We start from the raw sequence: 26,480 nt of genomic DNA, 5'->3' as shown, positions 1-26,480 counted from the left end.
GTATAGCCAGCCACCTGTTACAGCAAAAGCCCGGGGGCTGCCATGCAGCCCATCGCGACACAAGGCCGCTCCCACCAGTACAGCGCAGTCCTCAAGGGCGATGCTGTGCCTGTGGGAGCGGCCTTGTGTCGCGATGGGCCGCAAAGCGGCCCCCGGCCTCAATCAAGTCTCAGGATGAAACTGGTAATCCCCCAGGTTCCGGCACCGCTCGCCATTGATCCGCCGCAACTGCGCCTGCAGATGCAAACACCAGATCTGCGGATCCTCGGCCACCTGATACCCATGCAAGGTCAGGCTGTCGACAATGGCATTGAGCACCGATTCGGCCACCAGCGGCCCATGGAACGGCCCTTGGGCCTTGATTGCGGAGGGTTGTTCACCGGCCATGCCGGCGGCGAACAGCAGCGTCCACATGCCGTTGTCCCCGGCCAGCGGACGGATGCTGCATTCGATGCGGGTCACCAGGCCCAGGCACTGGCGTGTGAGGCTGAGATTGCGCATGGCCGCGCCCCCTCCAATAAGCCTTGTTCAGCCTGGACCTCAGGCTGTTTCCATCCTGAACGCTAATACCGTCCTTAAGTTCCAGCATAGAAGAACAGTACCGAAAGATGGAAAACCGGCGCTGAACGGTAGCACATCGCCGCCAGCGCCGGTTTCTTGACTCAGGCCGGCTTGGCCTGGGCAATCACCTCTTCCAGGCGTTCCTTCTCCGCCTTCTCGACTTCTTCCTCACTGATCATCTCGGCGATCTCACGCAGGCGCTCCACCACCCTAGCGTTGACGCTGCCTTCAGTGAACTGGCCCTTGTCATCCAGCACCCCGGCCTCCTCGCCCACCAGCAGGCTCAACGCCTCGTCGGCCTGGCTGACCGCATACACGTGGAACATGCCGTTCTCCACCGCCTGCAGCACGCGCTCGTCGAGCATCAGCGTGGCAACGTTGGCACGCGGGATGATCACCCCCTGCTCACCGGTCAGGCCACGCGCCTCGCACAGACGGAAGAAGCCCTCGATCTTCTCGTTGACCCCGCCCACTGCCTGCACTTCACCAAACTGGTTGATCGAGCCGGTAATGGCGAAGCACTGCTTGAGCGGCGTGCGCGACAAGGCCGAGATCAGCGTGCAGGCCTCGCCCAGCGAGGCGCTGTCACCGTCCACATAGCCGTAGGATTGCTCCAGAGCGATGCTCGCCGAGATCGCCAGCGGGAACTCCTGGGCATAGCGGCTGCCCAGGTAACCGGTGAGGATCATCACGCCCTTGGAGTGGATCGGCTGGCCGAGGTTGACCTCACGCTCGATGTCGACGATACCGCTGCCGCCCGGGTACACGGTGGCGGAGATACGCGCCGGCATGCCGAACGCCGAATCCCCCACTTCCAGCACGGTCAGGCCGTTGCACTTGCCGATGGCCGCGCCTTCGGTGTCGATCAGGATGATGCCGGCGAGCATGTCGTCCAGCACCCGCTGCGAAACACGCCCGGTGCGGGTGGCCTTGGCCTTGAGCGCACGCTCGATGTGCCCGGCGTCGGTCATTTCGTCACTGGCCAGCTGGCGGATGAAATCGGCTTCGCTGACCAGTTGGAACAGGTCGCCGATACGGGCCGACAGACGCGACTGGTTTTCTGCCAGACGGGCGCTGTAGGTGGCCAGGCGCGCCACCGCGTCACTGGTCAGTGGCGCCATGCCCTCTTCGTTGGTACGGGTGCGCAACAGCTGGGCAAACTGCTCCAGGTTCTCGTCGACCATGGGCATGTCTTCGTCGAAGTCCACCAGTACCCGGAACATCTCCTGGAAGTCCGGGTCGTGGTCCTGCAGCGCGTAGTACAGCTGGCGCGAACCGATGATGACCAGCTTGATGTTCAGCGGGATCATCTGCGGCGTCAGGCTGACGGTGGCCACCCGGCCCAGCTCGCCCAGTGGCGATTCCATCTTCAACTTGCGCGACTGCAGCGCACGCTTGAGCGCGTCCCATACGAACGGTTCGCCCAGCATCTTCTCGGCTTCCAGAATCAGGAAGCCGCCGTTGGCCCGGTGCAGCGCACCCGGGCGCAGCTGGCGGTACGAGGTGTACAGCGCGCCCTGGTCGGTGCTGTATTCGATACGGCCAAACAGGTTGTCGTAGGTCGGGTGCGGCTCGAACACCACCGGCGCACCGCCGTCGGCGTGGTGGCCGACCACAAGGCTTGGGGCGTACTGCTCTTCCAGCAGCTTGCGCGCGGCGGCGTCGGTCTTGCTGTCGTCGACCAGTTGCTCGACCACGGTACGCAGCAGGTTCAGCTGCACCGACTGCAGGTAGGCACAGACCGCAGCGTTCTCGGCGTACTTTTCCGACAGTGGCGCCAGCAAAGGCTGCAGGGCCAGGGTGATGGTTTCTTCGTTGAGTTGGCGCAGCTGGTTGTTCGACTCGCGTTTCCATTGCGGCAGGCTGGCCAGCTCTTCGTTCAGGCGCTCCTCGAGCAGGGCGATATCCTCGTGGAACTGCTCGCGCACCTCTTCCGGCAACTGGGCGAACTCGGCTTCATCCAGCGCCTTGCCGTCGGCCATCGGGGTGAAGGCGACGTTGCTGGCGTCGCGGTACAGGGCCACGTCCTTTTCCAGCGAGGCGCGCTCGATCACATCCAGGGCGCGGTCGTAACGCTGGTTGAAGGCGCGGTCGATAGCGCCCTTTTTCTGCTGGTACGACGGGTGCTCGAACACCGCCGGGAAGGTCGACAACAGGTTGTCGATCAGCCCGTTCATGTCGGCGATGAACGCCCCGGCGCTGCCGGACGGCAATTCCAGCGCGCGCGGCTCGCGGGTGTCATCGAAGTGGTTGACGTAGAGCCAGTCGGCCGGGGTCTGCTGGCGCTTGCCCTCGGCCTTGAGGTAGCGCTTGACGAACGAGAAGCGGCCGGTGCCAGGCTCGCCCATCACGTACACGTTGTAACCGGGGCGCGGCATGGCCACGCCAAACTGCAGGGCCTCGACAGCACGCTCCTGGCCCAGGACTCCGCGAAACGGCTCCAGATCGTCGGTATGGGTAAAAGCAAACTGCTCGGGGGAGAAACGCCGGGTCAGGGCTTCAGGCGCGAGACGCAGGCGCGCAGCGACAGGATCGGGCATTGGGTTTCCTTACTTCGGCGGGGCAGATACGCAGCATTCTGGCGCTGCCCGCGCGCGCCTTGCAAGGCTCCACAAGACTTTATGTCGCAGCCTGAGCGGGACATGTAACAGCAAATTTTTCGCAATCAACAACGCAACTCTTAGATCGTGCCTAAACTCCAAGCTGCGCGGGTGGGTGAAACGCTTTCCCGACCTGGCAACCGAGTTGCCAGAAACCCTGACCCTTGGTTAAGTCAAATAGAGAACAAATGCTATGAAACGGATTCTTCTGGGTACTCTGTTCACCGTGGCCTCACTCAATGCAATGGCCGAAGCGCCAGGCGGCCCGAACTGCGGCTGGGGCAACATGCTGTTCGAAGGCCAGCGCGGCACGCCGGCACACTTCCTGGCTTCCACCACCAACGGCACCTCCGGTAACGCCACCTTCGGCATGACTTCGGGCACCAACGGCTGCTCGACCAAGGCGTCGCTGACCTATGGCGGCAAGTCCTGGTTCGCCATGAACGGCATGATGAATGAACTGTCCGAAGACATGGCCATGGGCCAGGGCGAAGCACTGACCACCTATGCCGTGGTTCTCGGCGTGGCCCCGGAAGACCGCGGCTACTTCGCATCGGTCACCCACCAGCACTTCAACCAGATCTTCAGCAGTGCCGACGTCACTGCCGAAACGGTCCACAGCAACACCCTGGCCGTTCTGAAGAACGACCCACGCCTGGCCAAATACGCTACCGAGGCCTAAGTGCGGTTGCTCCCGCCCCGGCTCCGGGGCGGGTTTCGCCTTTTTTTCGGCATCGTCAAGAAGTAGTTGCCCGATATGCTCAAACGCTTCATATCCCTGGCGCTTTGTGCCTGCGCCCCTGTTCATGCCGCGCCCGCGCTGGACCAAGGCCGTGTCCAGCAACTGGCCAACACCCCTTACTGGATTGCCCTGGGCCATTACGAAACCGCCAAGCTGGGCGGCTGGCGCAGCTATGTGGACGATGATGCGTTCTTCCTCGCCAAGGACGGCGCGCACCACCCCGACCAGGAGCTGCAAGCCACGGTCGAAGCGCTGTACGCCCCGGCCAACCTCGGCGACAAGCACGCCCAGTGCGTGTTCCCGGCGCGCACCCGCTGGCTGCGCGAACAGCTCGACCTGCGCGATTTGCCGCAACCGGACTGCCAGGAGTTCGCCACCTGGTACCAGTCGATCGACCCGCACAGTGCGGCGCTGATCTTCCCGGCGGCCTACCTGAACAGCCCGTCATCGATGTTCGGCCACACCCTGCTGCGCATCGACCAGTCCAATACCCGCAGCGACGACACCACGTTGCTGAGCTACGCGATCAACTTCGGCGCCTATATCGAAGGCAGCGACAACAGCATCCTGTACGCCTGGAAGGGCCTGATGGGTGGCTACCCGGGCCTGTTCGCGCTGATGCCCTACCAGGAAAAACTGTCCGAATACCGCAGCCTGGAAAACCGCGACCTGTGGGAGTACCAGCTGGACCTGACCCCGGAAGAAACCGGGCGCATGGTCGAGCATGTGTGGGAGTTGAAGCAGATCCAGTTCGACTACTTCTTCTTCGACGAAAACTGCTCGTATCGCCTGCTGGAGCTGCTGCAGGTGGCCCGGCCGAGCCTGGACCTGACCTCGCAGTTCCCGCTGACCGCCATCCCGACCGACACGGTGAAGGCCGTGAAACAGTCCGGCATGGTCGCCAGCGAGACGTACCGCCCCTCGCGCGAACGTGAACTGCTGGCCCGGGCAGAGCCACTCGATCACGGCGAAAAGCGCCAGGTGCTGGCGGTAAGCGCCGACACCGCACAACTGCAGAGCCCTGAATTCAAGGCCCTCCCCCGCGAGCGCCAGGCGCTGGTGCAGGATGCCGCGTACCGCCTGGAGCGTTACCGCGCCAATGGCCAGGCGCGCGACCCTGGGCAGGCCAAGCGCAGCTTCGAACTGCTGCGAGCGATCAACAGCAACCCACCGCCGCCCCTGCAGATCGAGCGCCCGGGCCTGCCCGAGGACGGCCACGACTCGCGCACCTGGCAGCTGGGCATGGGCACCCGCGAAGACCGCGCCTACGCCGAGTACGGCCTGCGCATGGCCTATCACGACCTGAATGACAACGCCTATGGCTTCCCGCTGGGGGCGCAGATCGAGATCCTGCAGCTGAAGCTGCGCCAGTACGAGGGTAACGACTGGCAGGTACAACGCCTGGACCTGGCCACCATCCGCTCGCTGACGCCGCGCAACGAACTGCTCAAACCCTGGTCGTGGCAGGTGGCCGGCGGGCTGGAGCGGGTGCCGGGCAAGCATGATGACGAGGTGCTGGTGAGCCATGTGAACGGCGGGGCCGGCGGCACCTGGCAACTGGCTGACGGGTTGCTGGGCTTTGCCCTGGGCACGGTGCGGGTCGAGCACCACAATGATTTTGCCCAGTTCATTGCCCCGGCGGCAGGCTTCAATGGCGGGCTGCTGTGGCGCAACGGGCTGGGCAACATGACACTGGAGGCCAAGGGCGATTATTTCACCAATGGCGAAGTGCGGCGCAGTGTGAGCTTGAACCAGCAGTGGGAGATCAGCCAGAACCTGGGGGTGCGGCTGAGTGCTTCGCGGGAGTTCAGCCAGCTGGCTACGGCGCAGAACGAGGTGATGCTTGAGTTGAAGTGGTACCACTACTGAGGCCGCTTTGCGGCCTTTCGCGGGCATGCCCGCTCCCACAGGTACTGCACAGGCCTCGAATCCTGTGGTGACCCTGTGGGAGCGGGCGCGCCCGCGAATGGGCCAGTGAGGTCAGCAGAGCAATGTGAACCAACCAACTCTTTGACACTGTTTTGACGGCTCCCCGACAAATCGCCACCTAGACTTTCCAGTATCAACCGGAGGGCTTTGTGGTTATGTCGCGGTACTGGTTCGGCGTGTGCATGGCGTTGTTGCTGTCGGGTTGCGAAACCACCCACGAGCAAATGGTCAACCAGGGTTATCCCCCTGCCTACGCCGATGGCTTCCAGGACGGCTGCAGCAGCGGCCGCCAGGCAGCCGGGCTGATGGTTGGCGGCTTTCGCAAGGACGTGCCGCGCTACCTGCACGAGCGTCAGTACGAAAGCGGCTGGGACGACGGCTTTCGCCAGTGCCACGCCATGCAGGACAGCGAAGAACAGCGCCAGTACCACGAGCGCTTCTGGGACCAGCGCGAGCGCGACTGGGAGCAGGAAAAGGACCGCGACGCCGCACGCGCCTATCGTCACAACTGAGTCGTAAACGGACATCTCTTGAAACTGGCGGCCTGCGATGATGGTCTCCTGCACAAGGAGGCCACGCATGAGCCGAGCATTCGTCAACGAAGACCAGGCCGCCGCCCAGGCTGACCAGCCGGTTGAGCGACGGGTCAGCGAACAACCCAACTACGTCACCGCCAGTGGCCTGCGCCAGCTGCAGGCACGCGTGGCCGAGCTGAATGCCCTGCGCGGCGAACTGCAGGCACAGGGCGAACGTGGCGACAAGCAACGGCTGGCAGATACCGAACGGGACCTGCGTTACTTCAGCGCGCGGGTGCAGAGCGCCCAGGTGGTGCCGGCAGCGACGTCGCGCAGCAAGGTGCAGATTGGTAGCCGGGTGCGGTTTGTCGATGCGCAGGACCAGGAACATGTGGTGCGGCTGGTGGGCGAGGATGAGGCAGATGCCGGGCGGGGGTTGATCAATTGGGGGTCGCCGCTGGGGCGGGCTTTGCTCGGGGCGGGGCCTGGGGATGAGGTGGTCTGGCGGCGGCCGGTGGGGGAGCAGGTAATCGAAGTGGTTGAGGTTTTTGGTGAAGATTGAGGGACCTGGGGGCTGCTTTGCAGCCCATCGCGACACAAGGCCGCTCCCACAGGAGTACGCAATTCCCTGTGGGAGCGGCCTTGTGTCGCGAAAGGGCCGCAAAGCGGCCCCAACGGCCTCAGATCAAACGACGCCTTGAGCCAGCATCGCATCAGCCACTTTCACGAAGCCCGCAATGTTCGCACCTTTGACGTAGTTGATGCTGCCATCCGCCTCTTCACCGTAATGCACGCAAGCATGGTGAATCGACTGCATGATGTGGTGCAGCTTGCTGTCCACCTCACCGGCAGTCCACAGCAGGCGCATGGCGTTCTGCGACATCTCCAGGCCCGACACGGCCACGCCGCCGGCGTTGGAGGCCTTGCCCGGGGCATACAGGATGCCGGCTTCCAGGAAGATGTCCACAGCCTCCAGGGTGGTCGGCATGTTGGCGCCTTCGGCCACGCAGATGCAGCCATTACGCAGCAAGGTGCGGGCGTCTTCGGCGCCTAGTTCGTTCTGCGTGGCACACGGCAGGGCGATGTCGCACGGCAGGCTCCACGGGGTCTGGCCCTTGCGGAACTCCAGGCCGAACTGCGCGGCCAGTTCGCTGATGCGGCCACGCTTGACGTTCTTCAGCGCCATCACCGCATCCCACTGGGCATCGGTCAGGCCGGCTTCGGCGTACAGGGTGCCTTCGGAGTCGGACAGCGAAATCACCTTGCCACCCAGGTCCATGACCTTGCGCGCGGCATACTGGGCCACGTTACCCGAGCCGGAAATCGCCACGCGGCAGCCATCGATACGCTTGTCCTGGCGCTTGAGCATTTCTTCGGCGAAGTACACGCAGCCGTAGCCGGTGGCCTCCGGGCGGATCAGGCTGCCGCCGTAGGTCATGCCCTTGCCGGTCAGCACCGAGGTGAACTGGTTGGCCAGGCGCTTGTACTGGCCAAACATGAAGCCGATTTCGCGGGCACCCACGCCGATGTCGCCGGCAGGGACGTCCAGGTCAGCGCCGATGTGGCGGTACAGCTCGCTCATGAACGCCTGGCAGAAGCGCATGACTTCGGCGTCGCTCTTGCCTTTGGGGTCGAAGTCCGAGCCGCCTTTGCCGCCGCCCATGGGCAGCGAGGTGAGGGAGTTCTTGAACACCTGCTCGAAGGCCAGGAACTTGAGCACGCCCAGGTTGACCGACGGGTGGAAGCGCAGGCCCCCCTTGTAAGGGCCGATGGCGCTGCTCATCTGGATGCGGTAGCCGCGGTTGACCTGCACCTTGCCCTGGTCATCGACCCAGGACACACGGAACAGTACGGCACGCTCGGGCTCGACCATGCGCTCCAGAATGCCGGCCTGCAGGTAATGCGGGTTGGCCTCGAGGAACGGCCACAGGCTGCGCAGCACTTCTTCCACCGCCTGGTGGAATTCAGGTTGGCCCGGGTCGCGTTGCTTCAGGCGCGCGAGGAAATTGTCGACAGATTCGATCATGGTAGACATCTCACCAAGAGGATTGGACTTATTGGTTTTTTTCAGGAATGTACCAAGAAGCAATCGCACTAGAACAGGGCGCGATGTCGTTTTTTTGAAATTATTTGGTGCGTTTTCTATAACTGTATACAAATTTGCAATCAGTGTTGGCTTCTTCGCGGGTAAACCCGCTCCCACAGAAGAGCTGCGCAAGCCCGAGAGCTATAGGTATCCCTGTGGGAGCGGGTTTACCCGCGAAGAAGCCAACGCCGCTTTCCAGCAGGCACAAAAATGGGGCCGCATAGGGCCCCATTCTTGTGCATCAGAACACCGGCTTACTGGGCCAGCTTCTTGTGCCGTACACGGTGCGGCTGGGCAGCAGCATCGCCCAGGCGCTTCTTGCGGTCGGCTTCGTACTCGGTGTAGTTACCCTCGAAGAACACCACGTTCGAGTCGTCTTCGTACGCCAGGATGTGGGTAGCCACACGGTCCAGGAACCAACGGTCGTGGGAGATCACGATTGCCGCGCCCGGGAAGTCCAGCAGGGCTTCTTCCAGCGAACGCAGGGTTTCGACGTCGAGGTCGTTGGACGGTTCGTCGAGCAGCAGGACGTTACCGCCCTCCTTCAGGGTCAGGGCCAGGTGCAGGCGGCCACGCTCACCACCGGACAGGTCCTTGACGAACTTCTGCTGGTCGCCACCCTTGAAGTTGAAGCGGCCCACGTAGGTACGCGACGGGATCTCGTAGTTGCCGATGCGGATCACGTCGGAACCGTCGGAAACCTGCTGGAACACGGTCTTGCCACCGTCCAGGTCCTCGCGGCTCTGGTCGACGCAGGCCAGCTGCACGGTTTCACCGATCTCGATGCTGCCCGAGTCCGGCTGCTCCTTGCCCATCAGCATGCGGAACAGGGTCGACTTACCGGCACCGTTACCACCGATCACACCGACGATGGCGCCTTTCGGCATGGAGAACGACAGGTTGTCGATCAGCACGCGGTCGCCGTAGCCCTTGGTGACGTTCTTGAACTCGATGACCTTGTCGCCCAGGCGCGGACCGGCCGGGATGTAGATCTCGTTGGTTTCGCTGCGCTTCTGGAATTCCTGCGACTGCATTTCTTCAAAGCGCTGCAGACGGGCCTTGGACTTGGACTGGCGGGCCTTGGCGCCTTTGCGCACCCACTCCAGTTCCTCTTTCATGGCCTTCTCGTGGGCGCTCTGCTGCTTGGATTCCTGCGCCAGGCGCTCGGACTTGGCTTCCAGCCAGCCCGAGTAGTTGCCTTCGTACGGGATGCCGGCGCCGCGGTCCAGTTCCAGGATCCAGCCGGCGACGTTGTCGAGGAAGTAACGGTCGTGGGTAATCGCTACCACGGTGCCCGGGAAGTCGTGCAGGAAGCGCTCCAGCCAGGCTACCGAGTCGGCATCCAGGTGGTTGGTCGGTTCGTCCAGCAGCAGCATGTCGGGGGCCGACAGCAGCAGGCGGCACAGGGCCACGCGGCGCTTCTCGCCACCGGACAGGTGCTCGATGCGCGCGTCCCAGGCCGGCAGGCGCAGGGCGTCGGCGGCCACGTCCAGCTGGCGCTCCAGGTTATGGCCGTCGGCGGCCTGCAGGATGGCTTCCAGCTTGGCCTGCTCGGCGGCCAGCTTGTCGAAGTCGGCATCCGGTTCGGCGTAGGCCGCGTAGACCTCGTCCAGGCGCGCCTGGGCGTCCTTGATCACGCTGACCGCTTCCTCGACCACTTCGCGCACCGACTTGTTCGGGTCCAGTTGCGGTTCCTGCGGCAGGTAGCCAACGTTGATGTCGGGCATCGGACGGGCTTCGCCGTCGAATTCCTTGTCGACGCCCGCCATGATCCGCAGCAGGGTCGATTTACCGGCGCCGTTCAGGCCGAGCACGCCGATCTTGGCGCCCGGGAAGAACGACAGGGAAATGTTCTTGAGAATTTCCCGCTTCGGCGGCACGACCTTGCTCAGCCGATGCATGGTGTAGACGTATTGAGCCAAAACCAAGCCCTCTAATCAGATAGGTAAAGACATCGACGATCGCCCCGGCGCGCTGGCCAGGGTGATGTATTTACGGGGTGTCATTGAACAAAGTCGACCATTCTACGCCAACGCGCGGCGTTGCATAGGAGGGGCGGATGGTGGGGATGGGATCGGGGGGAATCTATTGCCTGTACCGGCCTCTTCGCGGCTGAAGCCGCTCCCACAGGTACTGCACAGCGCTCGTAGGCAGTGATAATCCCTGTGGGAGCGGCTTCAGCCGCGAAAGGGCCGGCACAGCAGCCAAAGAGGGCTCAGACGTGACGCTGCTTGGCCGTACCCCGCGGCAAGCGGCAGCGGTCGCCCTGCTCGGCCAGGCGCGCGGCCCAGGCGGACTTCACGCTGAAGCCACCGCTACGAGCAGGCTGCTGCTCGACAGCTTTGGCCGGTTTGGCGGCCGCAGGCACACTGCTGACGACCTTGGCCGCCGGCTTGACCTCGGCCACGGCAACTGCCGGCTCTGCCGCCGCCTTGGCGGTCTTGCGCAGTTCAGCCAGCGATGGGCTCTTGCTCTTGGCGACAGCTGCCGCCTCGGGCTTGCTCAGCGAACGCTGGCAAGACTTGCAGGATACGTCCTCGGTCACGGCAGTGCTGACAAGGGTCTGACTGCTGCGCCCACAGGCGGAATCGAGGCCATTGGTGGAAAAGTGAGTAACCAAAACCGAACATCTCCGATGCGTTGTCATTTGAAGCAGGCGCTATTCTCGCACAGGTTGCAGGGGCTTGCCGAACCACCGGGCAGGCACCACCGGTCCAGCGGACTGGCACTTTGCCATAATCCTAGGCATGCTAGCCCGTTTCAGGTGTCCGGCCTTATAGTGCACCACCGCGGTCTGGCAACCAGACACCGGCGCATACCGTGCATGATCCATCCCTGCCATCGCCAGCCCAATCGCAGGATCAACGCTTGACCAATCTTACACATCCGTCGTCATTGCGTTCCGCGCCACAGGCGCCCGTCGCTTCGCTGCGCGGGTCGATCAAGGGTGCGCTGGCGCTGCTGGCCCTGATCCTGCTGGGCCTGCTGCTGTGGCAATTGTTCGCCCAGTTCAACCATACCCAGGCCGACCTGCGCAAACAGAGCCTGGACGCCGCCGCCGAACAGGCCGACCACCTGAGCCTGAACATGGCGTTCAAGGCCCAGCAGGCCATGAATGTGATGCAACCCTACCTCAAGGCACCGCCACCCAAGGCCCTGCCCAGCCTGCTGGGCACTCTGCGCAAGCGCCTGCCGGCCCTGCAGAGCATGGCCTGGCTGGACGCTGCCGGGCAGGTGCAGGCCGACAGCCTGGACGGCAGCCCCGACCGCCAGTTGCTTGACGAGCTATTCAGGTTGAACCAGGGTCGCCCGTACTTCTTCACCAATTCGGCCGACAACCGCACCCTCTACCTGTTGTTACGTCAGGCCACCGAAGAGGACCGCGGCTACTGGCTGCTACGCCTGTCGCCGGACTACTACCGCACCCTCACCCTTCACCTGAATGATGCCGGCCACCCGCTGTGGCTGCTGGAAAACAGCCGCAACGGCGAGGTACTGCAAAGCCATGCGCCGGCCGATACCAGCAACGAACCGCTGCAAAGCGTGATGCTGGCCTTCATCGACAACAGTACCTGGCAGCTGCGCGGCCTGTTCGACGCCAAGCGGGCCCAGCAGAAGCTGCTGCCGGCGCTGCTCGGCAAATGCCTGCTGGTGCTGTTCTGCGCCCTGCTGCCGGTGCTGGCCCTGATCAACATGCGCCGCCGCCAACGGGCGCTACAGGAAGACCGCCGGCGCTACCAGGAAATCTTCGAAGGCACCGGCGTGGCCTTGTGCGTGCTCGACCTGTCCAGCCTGCCCGGCAAACTCGACCGCTACCACCTGCGCAACCCTGCCGCGCTCAAGCACAGCCTGGCCCTGGACCCGACCCTGCGCCGCTCGCTGCTGCTGGAGCTGAAGATCACCGAGATCAACCAGGTGGCCCGCCAGTTGTTGAACATCGACTGCCACGAAGGTGCCTGGCAGCGCCTGATCGACGGCACTGGCGATGGCCGCGACAGCGTCGGCATGCAGTTGATCGACGCGCTGATCGAGCAACGCCCGCTGCTGGAACTGGAAGTGCGCCTGCCGGCGCCGCTGGGTGGCGAGCTGCACCTGTGGCTGATGGCCCGCCTGCCGCAGCAGCGCCGTGATTACCAGGCGGTCATCCTCAGCATCAGCGACATCACCAGCCGCAAGCAGGTGGAACTGTCGCTGCTGGAGCGCGAAAGCTTCTGGTCGGACGTGGTGCGCACCGTGCCCGACCAGCTGTACGTACAGGACGTGCTCAACCAGCGGATGATCTTCAGCAACCGCCACCTCGGCCAGACCCTGGGCTACGACCGTACCGAGCTGGCGCAGATGGGCGACCGCTTCTGGGAACTGCTGCTGCACCCCGAGGACGCGGCGCACTACCAGGCACTGCGCCAGCAACAGCGCGACAGCGGCCATGACCAACCGCTGCACTGCCAGCTGCGCTTCCGCCACCGTGATGGCGGCTGGCGCTGCTACGACATCCGCGAACAAGTGCTGACCCGTGACGCCGATGGCCTGGTGACGCGCATCATCGGCGTGGGCAAGGACGTGACGGTGCAGATCGAGGCCAGCCAGTCGCTGCGCGACAGCGAGCAGCGCTACCGCATGCTCGCCGAAAGCATCAGCGACGTGATCTTCTCCACCGACAGCCTGCTCAAGCTCAACTACGTCAGCCCCTCGGTGCAGGGCGTGCTGGGCTACCAGGCCGACTGGATCTTCGCCAACGGCTGGCAGTCGATCATCGCCAACCCGGCCCAGCTCACCGGCATCTACAGCCTGATGGAGCGCGTCAGCAAGGCCATGAGCGACCCGGCCCAACTGGCCCAGCTGCGCAGCCAGCTGCCGACCCAGTTGTTCCTGTTCGACTGCCTGCGCGCCGATGGCCGCAAGATCCCCATCGAACTGCGCCTGGTACTGGTGTGGGACGATGAGGAGCGCTTCGAAGGCGTGCTCGGGGTGGGCCGCGACATCAGCCAGCAACGGCGTGCCGAAAAAGACCTGCGCATGGCCGCGACGGTATTCGAGCACTCCACCTCGGCGATCCTCATCACCGACCCGGCCGGCTATATCGTCCAGGCCAACGAAGCGTTCAGCCGCGTCAGTGGTTACGCCGTCAGCGAGGTACTCGACCAGTTGCCGGGCCTGCTCACCGTCGACGAACAGCAGGAGGGCCACCTGCGCTATGTGGTCAAGCAGCTGCACCAGCGCGGCAGCTGGGAGGGCGAGGTGTGGCTCAAGCGCCGCGACGGCGACCACTACCCGGCCTGGGTCGGCATCACCGCGGTGCTGGACGACGAAGGCGACCTGGCCAGCTACGTGTGCTTCTTCACCGACATCAGCGAGCGCAAGGCCAGCGAACAGCGCATCCACCGCCTGGCCTACTACGACGCCCTCACCCACCTGCCCAACCGCACGTTGTTCCAGGACCGCCTGTACAACGCCTTGCAGCAGGCCGAGCGACAAAAGGCCTGGGTGGTGCTGATGTTCCTCGACCTGGACCGCTTCAAGCCGATCAACGACTCCCTCGGCCACGCCGCCGGCGACCGCATGCTCAAGGACATGGCCCAGCGCCTGCTGGCCTGTGTGGATAACGACGACACCGTGGCGCGCATGGGCGGCGACGAGTTCACCCTGCTGCTGCAACCGCGCGCCACTCGCGAGATGGCACTCAACCGCGCCATCCATGTGGCCGAGAACATTCTTGGCAGCCTGGTGCGGCCGTTCGTGCTGGAAAACCGCGAGTTCTTCGTCACCGCCAGTATCGGCATCGCCCTCAGCCCACAGGATGGCAGCGAGCTGAGCCAGCTGATGAAAAACGCCGACACCGCCATGTACCATGCCAAGGAACGCGGCAAGAACAACTTCCAGTTCTACCAGGCCGAGATGAACGCCAGTGCCCTGGAACGCCTGGAGCTGGAAAGCGACCTGCGCCATGCCATGGAGCAGAACGAGTTCATCCTCTACTACCAGCCGCAGTTCAGCGGCGACGGCAAGCGCCTGACCGGCGCCGAAGCCCTGCTGCGCTGGCGCCACCCGACCCGCGGCCTGGTGCCGCCGGGCGACTTCATCCCGGTGATCGAAGAGCTGGGCCTGGTGGTGGACGTGGGCGACTGGGTGCTGCGCGAGGCCAGCCGCCAGCTCAAGGCCTGGCACAAGGCCAAGGTGCGCGTGCCCAAGGTGTCGGTGAATATCTCGGCGCGGCAGTTCTCCGACGGCCAGCTGGGCACGCGTATCGCCACCATTCTGGAAGAAACCGGCCTGCCACCGGCGTGCCTGGAGCTGGAGTTGACCGAAAGTATCCTGATGCGCGAAGTGAACGAAGCGCTGCAGATTCTCGCCAGCCTGAAAAACCTCGGCCTGAGCATCGCGGTGGACGACTTCGGCACCGGCTACTCATCGCTGAACTACCTCAAGCAGTTCCCCATCGACGTGTTGAAGATCGACCGCACCTTCGTCGACGGCCTGCCTGAAGGCGAGCAGGATGCACAGATTGCCCGGGCGATCATCGCCATGGCCCACAGCCTCAACCTGGCGGTGATCGCCGAAGGCGTGGAGACCCACGAGCAGCTGGAGTTCCTGCGCGAACATGGTTGCGACGAAGTGCAGGGCTACCTGTTCGGGCGGCCGATGCCGGCGAATCAGTTCGAGGCGCAGTTCGCCAACGAGACCTTGTTCATGTTCCATTGACCGCTTGCCTGCGGTGCTCCCACAGGTAAGGTGTTATGGCTGAGCGCCGGATAGAAAAACGGACCTGCGAGTCAACTCCGATCCCCGCCCAGCCCAGACACGGCGCGGGATACAACATGAGGCCCATTGGTCCGCGACTTGATGCCACTTCATATGCCAGCCGCCAATCAATCGGTTAGAATGCCCCCCCAATTCACCCCGATCCTTGAGGACCGCCATGTTCAGCCGTGATTTGACCATTGCCAAGTACGACGCCGAGCTCTTCGAAGCCATGCAGCAAGAAGCTCTGCGCCAGGAAGAGCATATCGAGCTGATCGCTTCGGAAAACTACACCAGCCCGGCAGTCATGGAGGCCCAGGGCTCGGTCCTGACCAACAAGTACGCCGAAGGCTACCCGGGCAAGCGCTACTACGGTGGTTGCGAGTACGTCGACGTCGTCGAGCAACTGGCCATCGACCGTGCCAAGGAGCTGTTCGGCGCCGACTACGCCAACGTCCAGCCGCACGCCGGCTCCCAGGCCAACGCTGCCGTCTACCTGGCCCTGCTGTCGGCCGGTGACACCATCCTGGGCATGAGCCTGGCCCACGGTGGCCACCTGACCCACGGTGCTTCCGTCAGCTCTTCGGGCAAGCTGTACAACGCCATCCAGTACGGCATCGACAGCAACGGCCTGATCGACTACGACGAAGTCGAGCGCCTGGCTGTCGAGCACAAGCCGAAGATGATCGTTGCCGGTTTCTCGGCCTACTCGCAGGTGCTGGACTTCGCCCGCTTCCGTGCCATCGCCGACAAGGTCGGTGCCTACCTGTTCGTCGACATGGCCCACGTTGCCGGCCTGGTTGCCGCTGGCGTGTACCCGAACCCGGTTCCGTTCGCCGACGTGGTCACCACCACCACCCACAAGACCCTGCGCGGCCCGCGCGGTGGCCTGATCCTCGCTCGCAAGAACGAAGAGATCGAGAAGAAGCTGAACTCCGCCGTCTTCCCGGGCGCCCAGGGTGGCCCGCTGGAGCACGTCATCGCTGCCAAGGCCATCTGCTTCAAGGAAGCCCTGCAGCCTGAGTTCAAGGCTTACCAGCAGCAAGTGGTGAAGAACGCCCAGGCCATGGCCAGCGTGTTCATCGAGCGTGGTTTCGACGTGGTTTCCGGTGGCACCCAGAACCACCTGTTCCTGCTGTCGCTGATCAAGCAGGAAATCTCCGGTAAGGACGCTGACGCCGCCCTGGGCAAAGCCTTCATCACCGTCAACAAGAACTCGGTACCGAACGACCCACGTTCTCCGTTCGTCACCTCGGGCCTGCGTTTCGGCACCCCAGCCGTTACCACCCGTGGTTTCAAGGAAGCCGAGTGCCGCGAGCTGGCTGGCTGGATCTGCGACATCCTGGCTGACCTGAACAACGAAGCGGTGATCGACGCCGTACGTGAGAAGGTCAAGGCTATCTGCAAGAAGCTGCCGGTTTACGGCAACTGATTGGCAATTGCCTGACAGGAAAAAGCCCGGCCTCGTGCCGGGCTTTTTCGTTTTCAGGTGGCGAATCCTGTGGGAGCGGGCGTGCCCGCGAAGAAGACAACACGGTGGATGGCACCGGCTGCGCCGGTGTTCGCGGGCACGCCCGCTCCCACAGGTTATGATTGCGTTCCTCCCTTCAAGCACAGGCCGGACCTTGACCAGAGAGCAACTCGAAACCCAGCAGATCCCGATCTACTTCGCCGTCGTGCTCGCCGCCGTGGCCTTCGGCCTGCTGGCCAGCGACACTGCACGCCACCTGGAAGCCCTGGTCACCCCCGCCATCGCCGTGCTGATGTACGCGATGTTTCTGCAAATCCCCTTCCTCGACCTGCGCCAAGGCCTGGGCAACCGCCGCTTCATCGCCGCCCTGCTGCTGGCCAACTTCATCCTCGTACCACTGCTGGTCTGGGGCATCACCCGCGGGCTGCTCGAGCACCCGGCGATCCTCATCGGCGCGCTACTGGTGCTGCTGACGCCGTGCATAGACTATGTGGTGGTGTTCACCCACATCGGCAAAGGCGACGCCCGCCTGACCCTGGCCGCCACCCCCGTGCTGCTGTTGGTGCAACTGGCGCTGCTGCCGCTTTACCTGGCCCTGATGCTGGGTGACAGCAGCAACGTGGCCATCTCCGTCACCCCGTTCGTGGAAGCCTTCGTGCTGTTGATCGTGCTGCCGATGGTCCTCGCCGTGCTCACCAGCGCCGGCGCCCGTCGCTCGCGCACGGTCTCGGCCTGGAACGACGCCTGGGCGTGGATGCCGGTACCGGCCATGGCCTTGGTGCTGGTGGTAGTGATCGCCTCGCAGATTGCCGTGGTGCTGCGTGATTTCGACCGCTTGCTGCCGGTGATTCCGGTGTACATCGGCTTCATGCTGCTGGCGCCTGCGCTGGGCATATTATCGGCGAGGCTGCTGCGCTTGCCGGCCACCGAAGCACGCTCGGTAACCTTCAGCGCCGCCACGCGCAACTCACTGGTAGTGCTGCCGCTGGCGCTGGCGTTGCCGCAAGACATGCGCGGATTGGCGGCAGCAGCTGTGATTACACAGACATTGGTGGAGCTGGTAAGTGAACTGGTCTATATCAGGGCGGTACCCCGAGTCGTGCGCTGACCCGGGGCATCGGTCACTCACGGTCAGGAGCGCTCAGGGCACACGGCAAACACCTGTACCTCGACCAGGTAACCCTCTCCCAAGTCTGCGCCTACGCAAGCCCGTACTGGTTTCGGACAACCCTGCAACCAGGCGTCGTACACCTCATTGACCAGGTCGAAGTGGCTGTAGTCGGCAATCCATAACTGAACCCGGGTCAAATGTTCCTTGCCGACGTTAGCCTCAGCCATCAGCCCATCGATCGTACTCAACGCCTGGCGCAACTGCCCCTGCACATCCTGCCGCAGGTCGTCCGCGACCACGCCAGCCGTTTCGAACAGGCCCCTGTAGCTCACTGCCAGCGACATCCGTTCGCCTTGTCCATACCGTTCGATCATCAAGATTCCTCCTTTTAGCCCATCTGGTTGAGGCAGACGACTTTGGGCTGGGTCATGTCCTCGTAGGCGAACCGCACCCCCTCGCGCCCAAGGCTCCCATATTTGGAGCCACCGAATGGCATGGCATCGAAGCGGTAGTCGGAGGAGTCGTTGATCATCACGCCGCCCGCCTCGATACGCCGCGCCAGGCTCAACGCCAAGGACAGATCGCGGGTAAACACACCGGCGTGCAAGCTGTACTCCGGGGCGTTGGCCAATGCAATCGCCTGCTCGATATCCTCGAAAGGCGCCAGCATCACCACCGGTGCGAATACCTCTTCACGCCACAGCCGGCTGCCATGGTCAACGCCTTCCAGCACCGTCGGCACATAGGTAGCCCCTTGCCGCTTGTGGCCGCAGAGCAGGCGAGCGCCGCCCTGAAGGGCCTGGCTCACGCGCTCTTCAATCTGCCGTGCCGAGCCTTCGGTGATCATCGGCCCCATGTCGGTTTCGCGCAGGCCAGGATCACCCACCACCATCGCCTGGGTCAAGGCAACGAAGCGCTGGCGGAACGCCTCATAGATCGAAGCGTCCACCAGGATGCGCTGGGTGCCGATGCAGTTCTGCCCGGCCGCCCAGAATGCGCCTGACACACAAGACTCGACAGTGGCCTCGAGGTCGCAGTCCTTCAGTACCAGCACCGGGGCGTTACCGCCCAGGTCCATGGCAAGTTTTTTCAGGCCCGCGCCGCGGGCAATCTGTTCACCCGTGGCGAAGCCGCCCGTGAAGGAAATCATCCGCACTTCACGCACGGCCACCAGGGCCTTGCCCAGTTCGGCACCGCCAGTGGCCACGGTGACGACAGCCTCCGGCAGCCCTGCATCAACCAGGTACTGCACCAGCTTCAAGGCAGACAGCGGGGCCAGCTCCGAAGGCTTCAGAATGACCGCATTGCCTCCAGCAATCGCTGGCCCCAGCTTGTGCGCCACCAGGTTGAGCGGGTCGTTGTACGGGGTAATGGCCAGGATCAGCCCCAACGGCTCGCGGGTGAACCAGCCCTGGCGCGACTCGGAGCCTTCATAGGCATCGAAAGGCACCACCTCGCCGGCGTTGCGCCGCGCTTCCTCGGCAGACAGCTTGAGCGTGTTGATGCAGCGTTTCACCTCCTTCTCGGCCTGACGCAGGGTCTTGCCCGCTTCGTCGACAATCAGGCCGGCAAAATCCGCGGCGTCACGTTCGATCAGCCGGGCGGCCTGCTCCAGAATGCTGGCGCGACGGTGCCGGGGCAGCGCGGCACTTTCGCGCACGCCCTGGCGGGCACGGACGAGCAGACCAGGCACGGCATCGGCAGCAAGGTTGGCGACGCTACCGACCAGGCTACCGTCGAAGGGGCTGTACACATCGATCAAGGCGGGTTGCTGGGCGGCTACCCGGGACACGGAAGTCAGGCTCATGAAGGTTGCTCCTCAGGCCGAGCGGCCAGCGTTGTGGATGGCGACGATATCCGACAGCAGGGCGAATGCCGTTTCCACACGTCCCGCACCTGGGCCGGACACGGTCACAGCGCCCAGCAATTCGGTGTTGAACGCAACCGCATTGGTGGCACCGGAAATACCCGCCAGGGGGTGGTTGCCGGGCAGCAGGCGCGCTTCGACGCTGGCACGCACCGAGCCATCGGTTTCACGGCTGGCACTGCCGATCAGCTTCCAACGCTGGCCCGCCGCCTGCGCTTGCTGGATAGCCGCGCTGTCGAGGCTGCTGATGCCGCTGCAGGTGACATCGTTCACCTGCAAGCAAGCACCGAGCAGCTCGTTGGCGAGAATCACCACTTTCAGGCGCACGTCATGCCCCTCCACATCGGCGGTCGGGTCTGCCTCGGCGTAGCCAAGTGCTTGCGCCTGGGCCACCGCATCGGCAAAGCCAAGCCCCTCTTCCATACGCGTCAGCACATAGTTCGAAGTGCCGTTGAGGATGCCCTCGAACCCCACCAGGCCTGCGCCGGCCAATGTCTGGCGCGCCATGCGCAGCACCGGTGTACCGCTCATCACAGCGCCTTCGTATTCGAACGACACGCCATTGGCCTTGGCCAAGGCCTTCAGCGCCTGGGCATGCAAGGCGATCGGCCCCTTGTTGGTAGTGACCACATGCTTGCCCGCTTCCAGCGCCCAGCGGCAGAAGGTTGCCGCCGGTTCACCGTCCTTGGGGTTGGTGAAGGTGGCCTCGGCGATGATGTCGGCACCGGACTGCTTGATCACCGACTCGTTGAACGCCTCTGCCGAACCCTGGGGGATCTGCGCCAGCGCCCCCTTCTGAGCGGGCAGAGCAGCCAGCGTGGCCGCGTCCAGGCCGTTGCGGTCGATTGCCGACCCCAGGAACAGGTCGGTGACGCCAACGATCTTCAGGCCAAAGCCCAGCTCTTTCTGCCAGCGCGCATTGCGTTCGGCGATCAGTTGGGCCAGGGCACGGTTCACGCCGCCAAAGCCAACGAGTGCGATCTTGTATTCGGTCATGGTTTGCTGTCCTTTCCAGGCGATTGGTCGATGAGGACAAGCCTAAGAGCCGGGCAATGCCAGTTGAATATGGCAATCCGCTGTATTTACTGGCCAATCTGACCAGTGCCCGATGCACGCCCGCGCGCCGCCAGAATGCACAACGCCGCCAGGGCGCAAGCCCGGGCGGCGTTGTTGTTGCGAGGGTTACCAAACGCGAGTGCGCGGCTCAGATCACCGTGGCCAAAACGAACGATGTCACGGTGTTCTCGACCCCCGGCATGGCGGCAATCTCCTTCCATACATGGTGCACCCGTTCCGGGCTGGAAGCCTCGACGCGCAGCAGCAGGTCGAATTCGCCGCTGAGCACTTCACACTGGATAACCTCGGGGATCTGGCGCAACGCATCGAGCACAGCTTCTCCGCGCATGCGGTCATAGCGGTAGACGAAGATGACTGCGTTGATCAACGAGGTCGGTCGTCGTCCCTCACCGATGCGCAAGGTGTAGCCCTGGATCGCCCCGTCACGCTCCAGGCGCTCGATGCGCTGGCGTACCGCATTACGCGAAAGGTTCACCTTCAGCCCCAGCTCGGCATGGGCAATGCGTGCATTGGCGGTGAGCTCGGCGAGGATACGCTCGTCCAGGGGGTCGAGGATGCGCTTCATCGTCCTGCCTGCAACCGGGCCAGTAATTCATGAACCCCCGCCAGGTCGTCGGGTGCCAGCAGCGGCCCGCCGCCTGCAGCATCCACGACACTGGCCGGTACTTCGCCATGCCAGGCCCCCAGCTCCGCCAGCAACCCGGCGGACTTTTCCGGGGCAAACTGCCCCAGCGTGACGATGGGCGCGCCAATGTTGCGCCGGTGCAGGCGCCCGGCGAATGCCCCGGTGGCAGCGTGTGGGTCTACTGCGCTGCCGGTTTCGTGGAACAGCGTGACGATTTCTTCGCGGATCAGCGCGTCATCCACGGCATAGGAGTCGAACAGCATGCGCGCATGCAACCACTGGCGGTTGCCGATGCTCAACTCGCCACACTCCTCGAAGTGCTCCATCAGCGCCCGGGTCGCTTCGCCATCGCGGTCATACAGCTCCCAGACGAAGCGCTCCAGGTTGGAGAACAGCGAGAAGTCCATGACCGGCGACAAGGTCTGGCTGGTCGAGCCACGGCTGTAGCGATTGCAGTGGATGAACCGGTGCAAGGCATCGTTGCGGTTGGTGGAGACAATGATCTGGTTGATCGGCAGGCCCATTTTCTGGGCAATGAACCCTGCGTAGATCTCGGCAAAACTGGCCGTGGGGATGCTGAAACCCACCGGCCGATTGCCCCCACCCAGCTGAAGCGCCGCGTGGAAATAGAACACGATCTGCGCCAGCACGCCGACCCAGTTGGTCGAGTTGAAGCTCACGGGTATCAGCCCGGGGCATGGCCATGCACGCAGCAGCGCCGACACCAGCGACTGGCAGTCATCGAAGCTGCCATCCACGGCCACGCAGCTGACGCTGTCAGAAGCGGCACTGCGCATCACCGCCGCCCGGTCGGCCGGCGTCCCTGCACTGGGGTACAGCGCCAGCAAGCGTGCCGTAGGGCAATGCCGCAAGGCTTCGATAGCGGCCACCGCCGTATCGCCGTTGCTGGCACCGACCAGCATGACCCGTTCGCAATCGGCCCCCAGGAAATGGCGGATGAGCCGCGCCTGCAACTGCGCGGCGAAATCCTTGGAGGACCGGGTGGGCCCGTGAAACAGCTGCAGGATCCATTCGTTGTGGCCAATCTGCTGCAACGGCGCGATGCCACGGTGCTTGAACCCGCGATAGCTGTCGCTGACCAGCGCCCTCAGGGTCGGCTCGTCGAGCGTGTCACCGACAAACGGTGCCATCACCCGCCAGGCCAGTTCGTCGAACGGCAACCACGACCAACTGGCAATCTCTTGCTGGCTGAAGGTCGGCACCGCGGCAGGCACGTATAGCCCGCCATCGTCGGCCAGCCCGGAAAGCAGCGCCGTGCGAAAATCAACCCGTATCTCGTTGCCGCGCGTGGATGTGTACTGCATCGGTGCTCCAGGTAACTATTTGATTAACGGTGGGCCATCGCCACCAACCAGTGGCTGAAGGCCTGGGCATCCGTGGACAACGCCTCACCCAAGCCACGGACCAGGTAAAACGACTCGCTCGCCTCGATGCGCTGGGCAAAAGGCGCCACCAGCCGCCCCTCCTGCAGCAAGTCCTCGACCAGCGACGAGCGCGCCAGCGCCACCCCAAGCCCCAGTTCCGCCATGCGCAAGGTCGCCACCAGGGTGTCGAACTGCAGGCCGCTGGAGGAGTCGACCTGATCGGCGCCAACCCGCTCCAGCCAATAACCCCACCCCTCCTCGTAACCCAGCACATGCAGCAACGGGACGCGGGCCAGGTCGCGCGGCTCGCGTAGCGGGGAGCCGGCAATCAGCGCAGGCGAGCAGACCGGCACCAGCACGTCGCGGGTCAGGCGCTGCGCTTCCACTCCCGCCCACTGGCCGCTGCCCCAGCGGATTTCCAGGTCATCCTCGGCATCCAGTTCCTTGACCCACAGGTTGCTGATGTAGCGGATATCCACCTGCGGGTGCGAACGGCGAAAATCGGCCAGTCGGGGCGCCAGCCAGAAGTGCAGGAACGACAGGCTGCCGCGCACTTTCAGGGGCCGACGCTGGCGTTGCCCGAAAATTTCATTGGTGCCTACCGCCAGCCGGCTTATCGCATCCTGCACCACCGGCAGGTAGGACTGGCCCTCTTCAGTCAACCCCAGCCCCCGGGGCAGGCGCTTGAACAGCGCCACCCCCAACTGGCTCTCCAGGTGGCGGATCTGCTGGCTCACCGCCCCCTGGGTGAGGTGCAGTTCCTCGGCTGCATGGGTGAAGTTCAGGTAACGCGCCGACACTTCGAAGGCTCTGAGCCAGTTCAAGGGGGGCAGGGTTTTCTGGGTCATCGGCGGTTTCTCGTGGCAACGTTCCGGTGGCCTAGTATCACCCTGCTCTGGCGGCCTCGGAACCTGGCGCGACGACTTCCAGCGGGCCTGCTTGACGGCGGCGGAACTTGCACGTCAGCCAATAGGCCAGGTAGCACCAGGCAATGAAGGGCAAGCCGAAGTACAGGGCAACGCGCTGGGCCGGGTCGAAGGCAATGCCGACGCAGGCCAGTACGCAGCAGAAGATGGCGGCCAGCGGCACGAACGGGTAGCCGCGCACCCTGAACTTCAGGTCTTCGAGCTTGCCGCCATTGGCGATGTAATGGCGACGGAAAGCCATCTGGCTGGCCGCGATGCTGATCCACACCACCACCACCGCCAACCCGGAAATGGACACCAGCGCCAGGTAGATGGTGTCGGGGGCAAACACACTGCTGAGCAGCGAAGCCATGCCACCCGCCATGCTCAGGACGATGGCATTGAACGGCGTGCCACGACGCGACAGTGCCGCATACCGGCGGGGCATGTTGCCTTGGTCGCTGAGGGTCCACAGCATGCGCGCCGCAGCATAAAGCCCGGAGTTGGCCGCCGACAGCAGCGCAGTGATGATGACGAAGTTCATGATGTCCGCCGCATAGGGGATACCGATCATGGCAAAGACCATCACGAACGGGCTTTCAACCACACCGGCCTGTTCACGCGGCAACAAGGTAGCCAATACAAAGATGGTGCCGACGAAGAACAGCGCCAGGCGCAGGACCGTGGTGCGGATGGCCTTGGGTACGTTCTTTTCCGGGTCACGGGTTTCGCCAGCGGCGATGCCGATCAACTCGGTGCCCGAGAACGCGAAGGCCACCGCCAGCAGGGTCATGGCGATCGACCAGAAGCCCGTAGGGAACAGCCCTTCGCGGGTGAAGTTGCCCAGCCCGACACTGTGCGCCTGGGTAATTTCGAAAACGCCCAGGATCGCGCCGCCGCCCACCACCAGGAAGGCAATCACCGCCAGCACCTTGATCAGTGACAGCCAGAATTCGGTTTCGGCAAACGACCGCACCGAAATGATATTGCTGATGAACACCGCAAACCCGAACAGCGCACTCCATATCCACACCGGCGTATCGGGGAACCAGCGCACCATCAGGATACCGGCGGCGGTGAATTCCGAGCCGATGGCCACGGTCCAGGTCAGCCAGTACATCCAGGCCACCATGTAGCCTGTACCCGGCCCGAGGTAGCGCGTGGCGTAACTGCTGAACGAGCCGACTTCCGGCATGTGTACCGCCAGTTCGCCCAGGCACATCATCACCAGGTAGACCATGATCGCGCCGAGGATATAGGCGATGACCGCCCCCAGCGGGCCCGCCTGGTTGACGGTGTAGCCCGACGTCAGGAACAGGCCGGTACCGATGACACCGCCCAGCGCCAGCATGACGATATGGCGGGTTTGCATATCCTGCTTGAAGCTGTGCGCCGAAGCATTTCTCGTTGTCGTTGTCTGCAGGGACATTGTGGTTTACTCATGAAAGTTGGCGGGCAAGGACGTTGCAACGACCTCGTCTTGGCAGAGCGAAGCGAATTGCCTTGCATATTGTTTTTGTTCGACTTCATGAAGTGGCACCCACCGCAAGGAGCGGGTGCTACGCGCCTGCCTCAGGCCTGTGCTTCGGCCAGGCAGGCGTCTTCGTCACCGTGCAGTTCCTTTGCTGCGGCCAACTCCTGACGCACCGATGCACAGGCCTGTGCCAGGTCTGCCAGCAGGTCCTCGGTGTCCTCGATGCCCACCGAAATGCGCACCAGCCCTTCGGAAATGCCCAGGGCCAGCCGTTCTTCGAGGGTGTTTTCCACATGACTGGTGGTGCGCGCCGGGCCGTAGATGGTTTCTACCGCGCCCAGGTTGCCCGCCCGATGGGCGTACTTCAGGCGCGGCAGCAGCCGCGCTACGGTGGGCATGCCGCCCTTGAGCACGAAGCTGACGATGGCGCCGAAGCCACGCATCTGCGCCTTGGCGATCGCATGGCCCGCGTGCTGGGGCAACCCGGGGTAGTTGACCGCTTCAACCAGCGGCTCGGTGGTCAGGTAATGCGCCAGGGCCTGGGCACTGGCCTGCTGCTGACGCACGCGCAGGGCCAAGGTCTTGATACCACGGATGATCAGGTAGGCGGAAAACGGGTCCAGCGCCGCACCGTTGATCTCGCGGTAGTGGCGTACCTGCGCCATCAACGACTCGGCACCGCACACCACCCCGCCCAGCACGTCACCGTGCCCGGAGAGGAACTTGGTCGCGCTGTGCACTACCACGTCCACGCCCAGGGCCAGCGGGTTCTGGTTCAGCGGGGTAGCGAAGGTGTTGTCGGCCACTACCACGGCGCCGGCCTGCCGGGCGGCAGCGCTCAGCCGCTGGATGTCCAGTACCTTCAGGGTGGGGTTGGTTGGGGTTTCCAGATACAGCAGGTCGCAACCTGCGGCGATCTCGCGCTCCAGCGCCTCGGTGTCGAGGGTGTCACACAGGCAGACCTGCACGCCCATGCGCGGCAGGAACTCTTCGAAAATCTTGTTGGTGCCGCCGTAACTGTCGCGGGTCGATACCACTCGCTTGCCGCTTGAGAGGAACGTGTGCAGCACGGCACTGATGGCAGCCATGCCGCTGCTGAATGCCACCGCCGACTCGGACTGCTCCAGCTCGCACAGCTTCGCTTCCAGCGTGGCGACTGTCGGGTTGCTCATGCGGCTGTAGATGTAGCCCGGCAACTTGCCCTGCGCCACGTCGTACCAGGCATCGATGTCGTTGTAGCCGTAGGCGGCACTGACCACGATCGGGGTCTGGGTAGCGTTGTACGGGTGCTGGACCTGCTCCCCGCTCCACACCACTCGTGTACCGATACCGACCGCTGCATTGCCCACGCTTTTTTCGTTGTTGTTCATATCCGGTTCCCGCACCGCTGAGTT

20 protein-coding genes are annotated in these 26,480 nt (G+C 63.9%); 7 read left to right on the top strand and 13 right to left on the bottom strand.

The annotated features are described in order from the left end of the window. Positions 1–162: 162 nt before the first annotated feature. Positions 163–501 carry a PA4575 family protein gene (locus MKK04_RS03465; protein ID WP_003247487.1) on the bottom strand — a complete coding sequence of 113 codons (339 nt, stop codon included), beginning with the start codon at positions 499–501 and terminating at the stop codon, positions 163–165. 161 nt (positions 502–662) lie between these two features. Next, positions 663–3,101 carry a Lon protease family protein gene (locus MKK04_RS03460; RefSeq protein WP_063911185.1) on the bottom strand — a complete coding sequence of 813 codons (2,439 nt, stop codon included), beginning with the start codon at positions 3,099–3,101 and terminating at the stop codon, positions 663–665. Between the two features lie 253 nt (positions 3,102–3,354). Between MKK04_RS03460 and MKK04_RS03455 the strand changes: the two genes are divergently transcribed. The 4 genes from MKK04_RS03455 (at position 3,355) to MKK04_RS03440 (ending at position 6,909) form a co-directional block, all read left to right on the top strand. Then, on the top strand, positions 3,355–3,843 hold the full coding sequence (locus MKK04_RS03455; RefSeq protein WP_063911184.1) for a DUF3015 domain-containing protein: 489 nt from the start codon (positions 3,355–3,357) through the stop codon (positions 3,841–3,843). 75 nt (positions 3,844–3,918) lie between these two features. Then, positions 3,919–5,772 (top strand): Lnb N-terminal periplasmic domain-containing protein, encoded by a 1,854-nt coding sequence (locus tag MKK04_RS03450; RefSeq protein WP_241106245.1) that lies wholly within the window; start codon positions 3,919–3,921, stop codon positions 5,770–5,772. A gap of 215 nt (positions 5,773–5,987) precedes the next feature. Then, positions 5,988–6,344 (top strand): hypothetical protein, encoded by a 357-nt coding sequence (locus MKK04_RS03445; RefSeq protein ID WP_207832339.1) that lies wholly within the window; start codon positions 5,988–5,990, stop codon positions 6,342–6,344. A gap of 67 nt (positions 6,345–6,411) precedes the next feature. Further along, positions 6,412–6,909, top strand: a complete 498-nt coding sequence (locus tag MKK04_RS03440; protein WP_241106244.1) for a GreA/GreB family elongation factor — start codon at positions 6,412–6,414, stop codon at positions 6,907–6,909. 123 nt (positions 6,910–7,032) lie between these two features. Here the strand turns inward: MKK04_RS03440 and gdhA are convergent, their stop codons facing one another. The 3 genes from gdhA to MKK04_RS03425 form a co-directional block, all read right to left on the bottom strand. Then, complete coding sequence (gdhA, locus tag MKK04_RS03435; protein ID WP_207835667.1) at positions 7,033–8,373, bottom strand: NADP-specific glutamate dehydrogenase; 1,341 nt, start codon at positions 8,371–8,373, stop codon at positions 7,033–7,035. A 314-nt stretch (positions 8,374–8,687) separates the two neighbouring features. Continuing rightward, positions 8,688–10,355 carry an energy-dependent translational throttle protein EttA gene (ettA, locus tag MKK04_RS03430; protein WP_087502930.1) on the bottom strand — a complete coding sequence of 556 codons (1,668 nt, stop codon included), beginning with the start codon at positions 10,353–10,355 and terminating at the stop codon, positions 8,688–8,690. A gap of 293 nt (positions 10,356–10,648) precedes the next feature. Beyond that, the gene (locus tag MKK04_RS03425; protein WP_207835664.1) at positions 10,649–11,053 is read right to left on the bottom strand and encodes a hypothetical protein; all 405 of its coding nucleotides are present in this window, start codon (positions 11,051–11,053) and stop codon (positions 10,649–10,651) included. A 248-nt stretch (positions 11,054–11,301) separates the two neighbouring features. Between MKK04_RS03425 and MKK04_RS03420 the strand changes: the two genes are divergently transcribed. From MKK04_RS03420 to MKK04_RS03410, 3 genes are all read left to right on the top strand, one after another. After that, positions 11,302–15,132 (top strand): sensor domain-containing protein, encoded by a 3,831-nt coding sequence (locus MKK04_RS03420; protein WP_207835661.1) that lies wholly within the window; start codon positions 11,302–11,304, stop codon positions 15,130–15,132. Positions 15,133–15,349: 217 nt separating this feature from the next. Then, positions 15,350–16,603: a serine hydroxymethyltransferase gene (glyA, locus tag MKK04_RS03415; RefSeq protein WP_003256308.1), complete on the top strand. Its 1,254-nt coding sequence runs from the start codon at positions 15,350–15,352 to the stop codon at positions 16,601–16,603. Between the two features lie 193 nt (positions 16,604–16,796). Next, a complete protein-coding gene (locus tag MKK04_RS03410; protein ID WP_233688092.1) occupies positions 16,797–17,750 on the top strand; it encodes an arsenic resistance protein in 954 nt (317 codons plus the stop codon). 23 nt (positions 17,751–17,773) lie between these two features. Here the strand turns inward: MKK04_RS03410 and MKK04_RS03405 are convergent, their stop codons facing one another. From MKK04_RS03405 to MKK04_RS03370, 8 genes are all read right to left on the bottom strand, one after another. Beyond that, complete coding sequence (locus MKK04_RS03405; protein WP_052970534.1) at positions 17,774–18,097, bottom strand: RidA family protein; 324 nt, start codon at positions 18,095–18,097, stop codon at positions 17,774–17,776. Between the two features lie 44 nt (positions 18,098–18,141). Continuing rightward, positions 18,142–19,560 carry an aldehyde dehydrogenase family protein gene (locus MKK04_RS03400; RefSeq protein ID WP_233688093.1) on the bottom strand — a complete coding sequence of 473 codons (1,419 nt, stop codon included), beginning with the start codon at positions 19,558–19,560 and terminating at the stop codon, positions 18,142–18,144. A gap of 12 nt (positions 19,561–19,572) precedes the next feature. Continuing rightward, positions 19,573–20,616, bottom strand: a complete 1,044-nt coding sequence (locus MKK04_RS03395; protein ID WP_233693823.1) for a homoserine dehydrogenase — start codon at positions 20,614–20,616, stop codon at positions 19,573–19,575. Between the two features lie 208 nt (positions 20,617–20,824). Further along, positions 20,825–21,262 (bottom strand): Lrp/AsnC family transcriptional regulator, encoded by a 438-nt coding sequence (locus MKK04_RS03390; RefSeq protein ID WP_015268886.1) that lies wholly within the window; start codon positions 21,260–21,262, stop codon positions 20,825–20,827. Then, on the bottom strand, positions 21,259–22,647 hold the full coding sequence (locus MKK04_RS03385; RefSeq protein ID WP_046616172.1) for a threonine synthase: 1,389 nt from the start codon (positions 22,645–22,647) through the stop codon (positions 21,259–21,261). Before MKK04_RS03385 ends, MKK04_RS03390 begins: the two co-directional genes overlap by 4 nt. A gap of 23 nt (positions 22,648–22,670) precedes the next feature. Then, a complete protein-coding gene (locus MKK04_RS03380) occupies positions 22,671–23,555 on the bottom strand; it encodes a LysR substrate-binding domain-containing protein (RefSeq protein WP_063911173.1) in 885 nt (294 codons plus the stop codon). A 37-nt stretch (positions 23,556–23,592) separates the two neighbouring features. After that, positions 23,593–25,041: an amino acid permease gene (locus tag MKK04_RS03375; RefSeq protein ID WP_063911172.1), complete on the bottom strand. Its 1,449-nt coding sequence runs from the start codon at positions 25,039–25,041 to the stop codon at positions 23,593–23,595. A gap of 143 nt (positions 25,042–25,184) precedes the next feature. Beyond that, a complete protein-coding gene (locus MKK04_RS03370; RefSeq protein ID WP_207835650.1) occupies positions 25,185–26,456 on the bottom strand; it encodes a cystathionine gamma-synthase family protein in 1,272 nt (423 codons plus the stop codon). Between the last annotated feature and the right edge of the window lie 24 nt (positions 26,457–26,480).

It is taken from the genome of Pseudomonas sp. LS.1a (assembly GCF_022533585.1).
Classification (GTDB): domain Bacteria; phylum Pseudomonadota; class Gammaproteobacteria; order Pseudomonadales; family Pseudomonadaceae; genus Aquipseudomonas.
The sequence above is the reverse complement of the archived record's forward strand: the minus strand, read 5'-3'. Positions and strand labels throughout refer to the sequence as shown.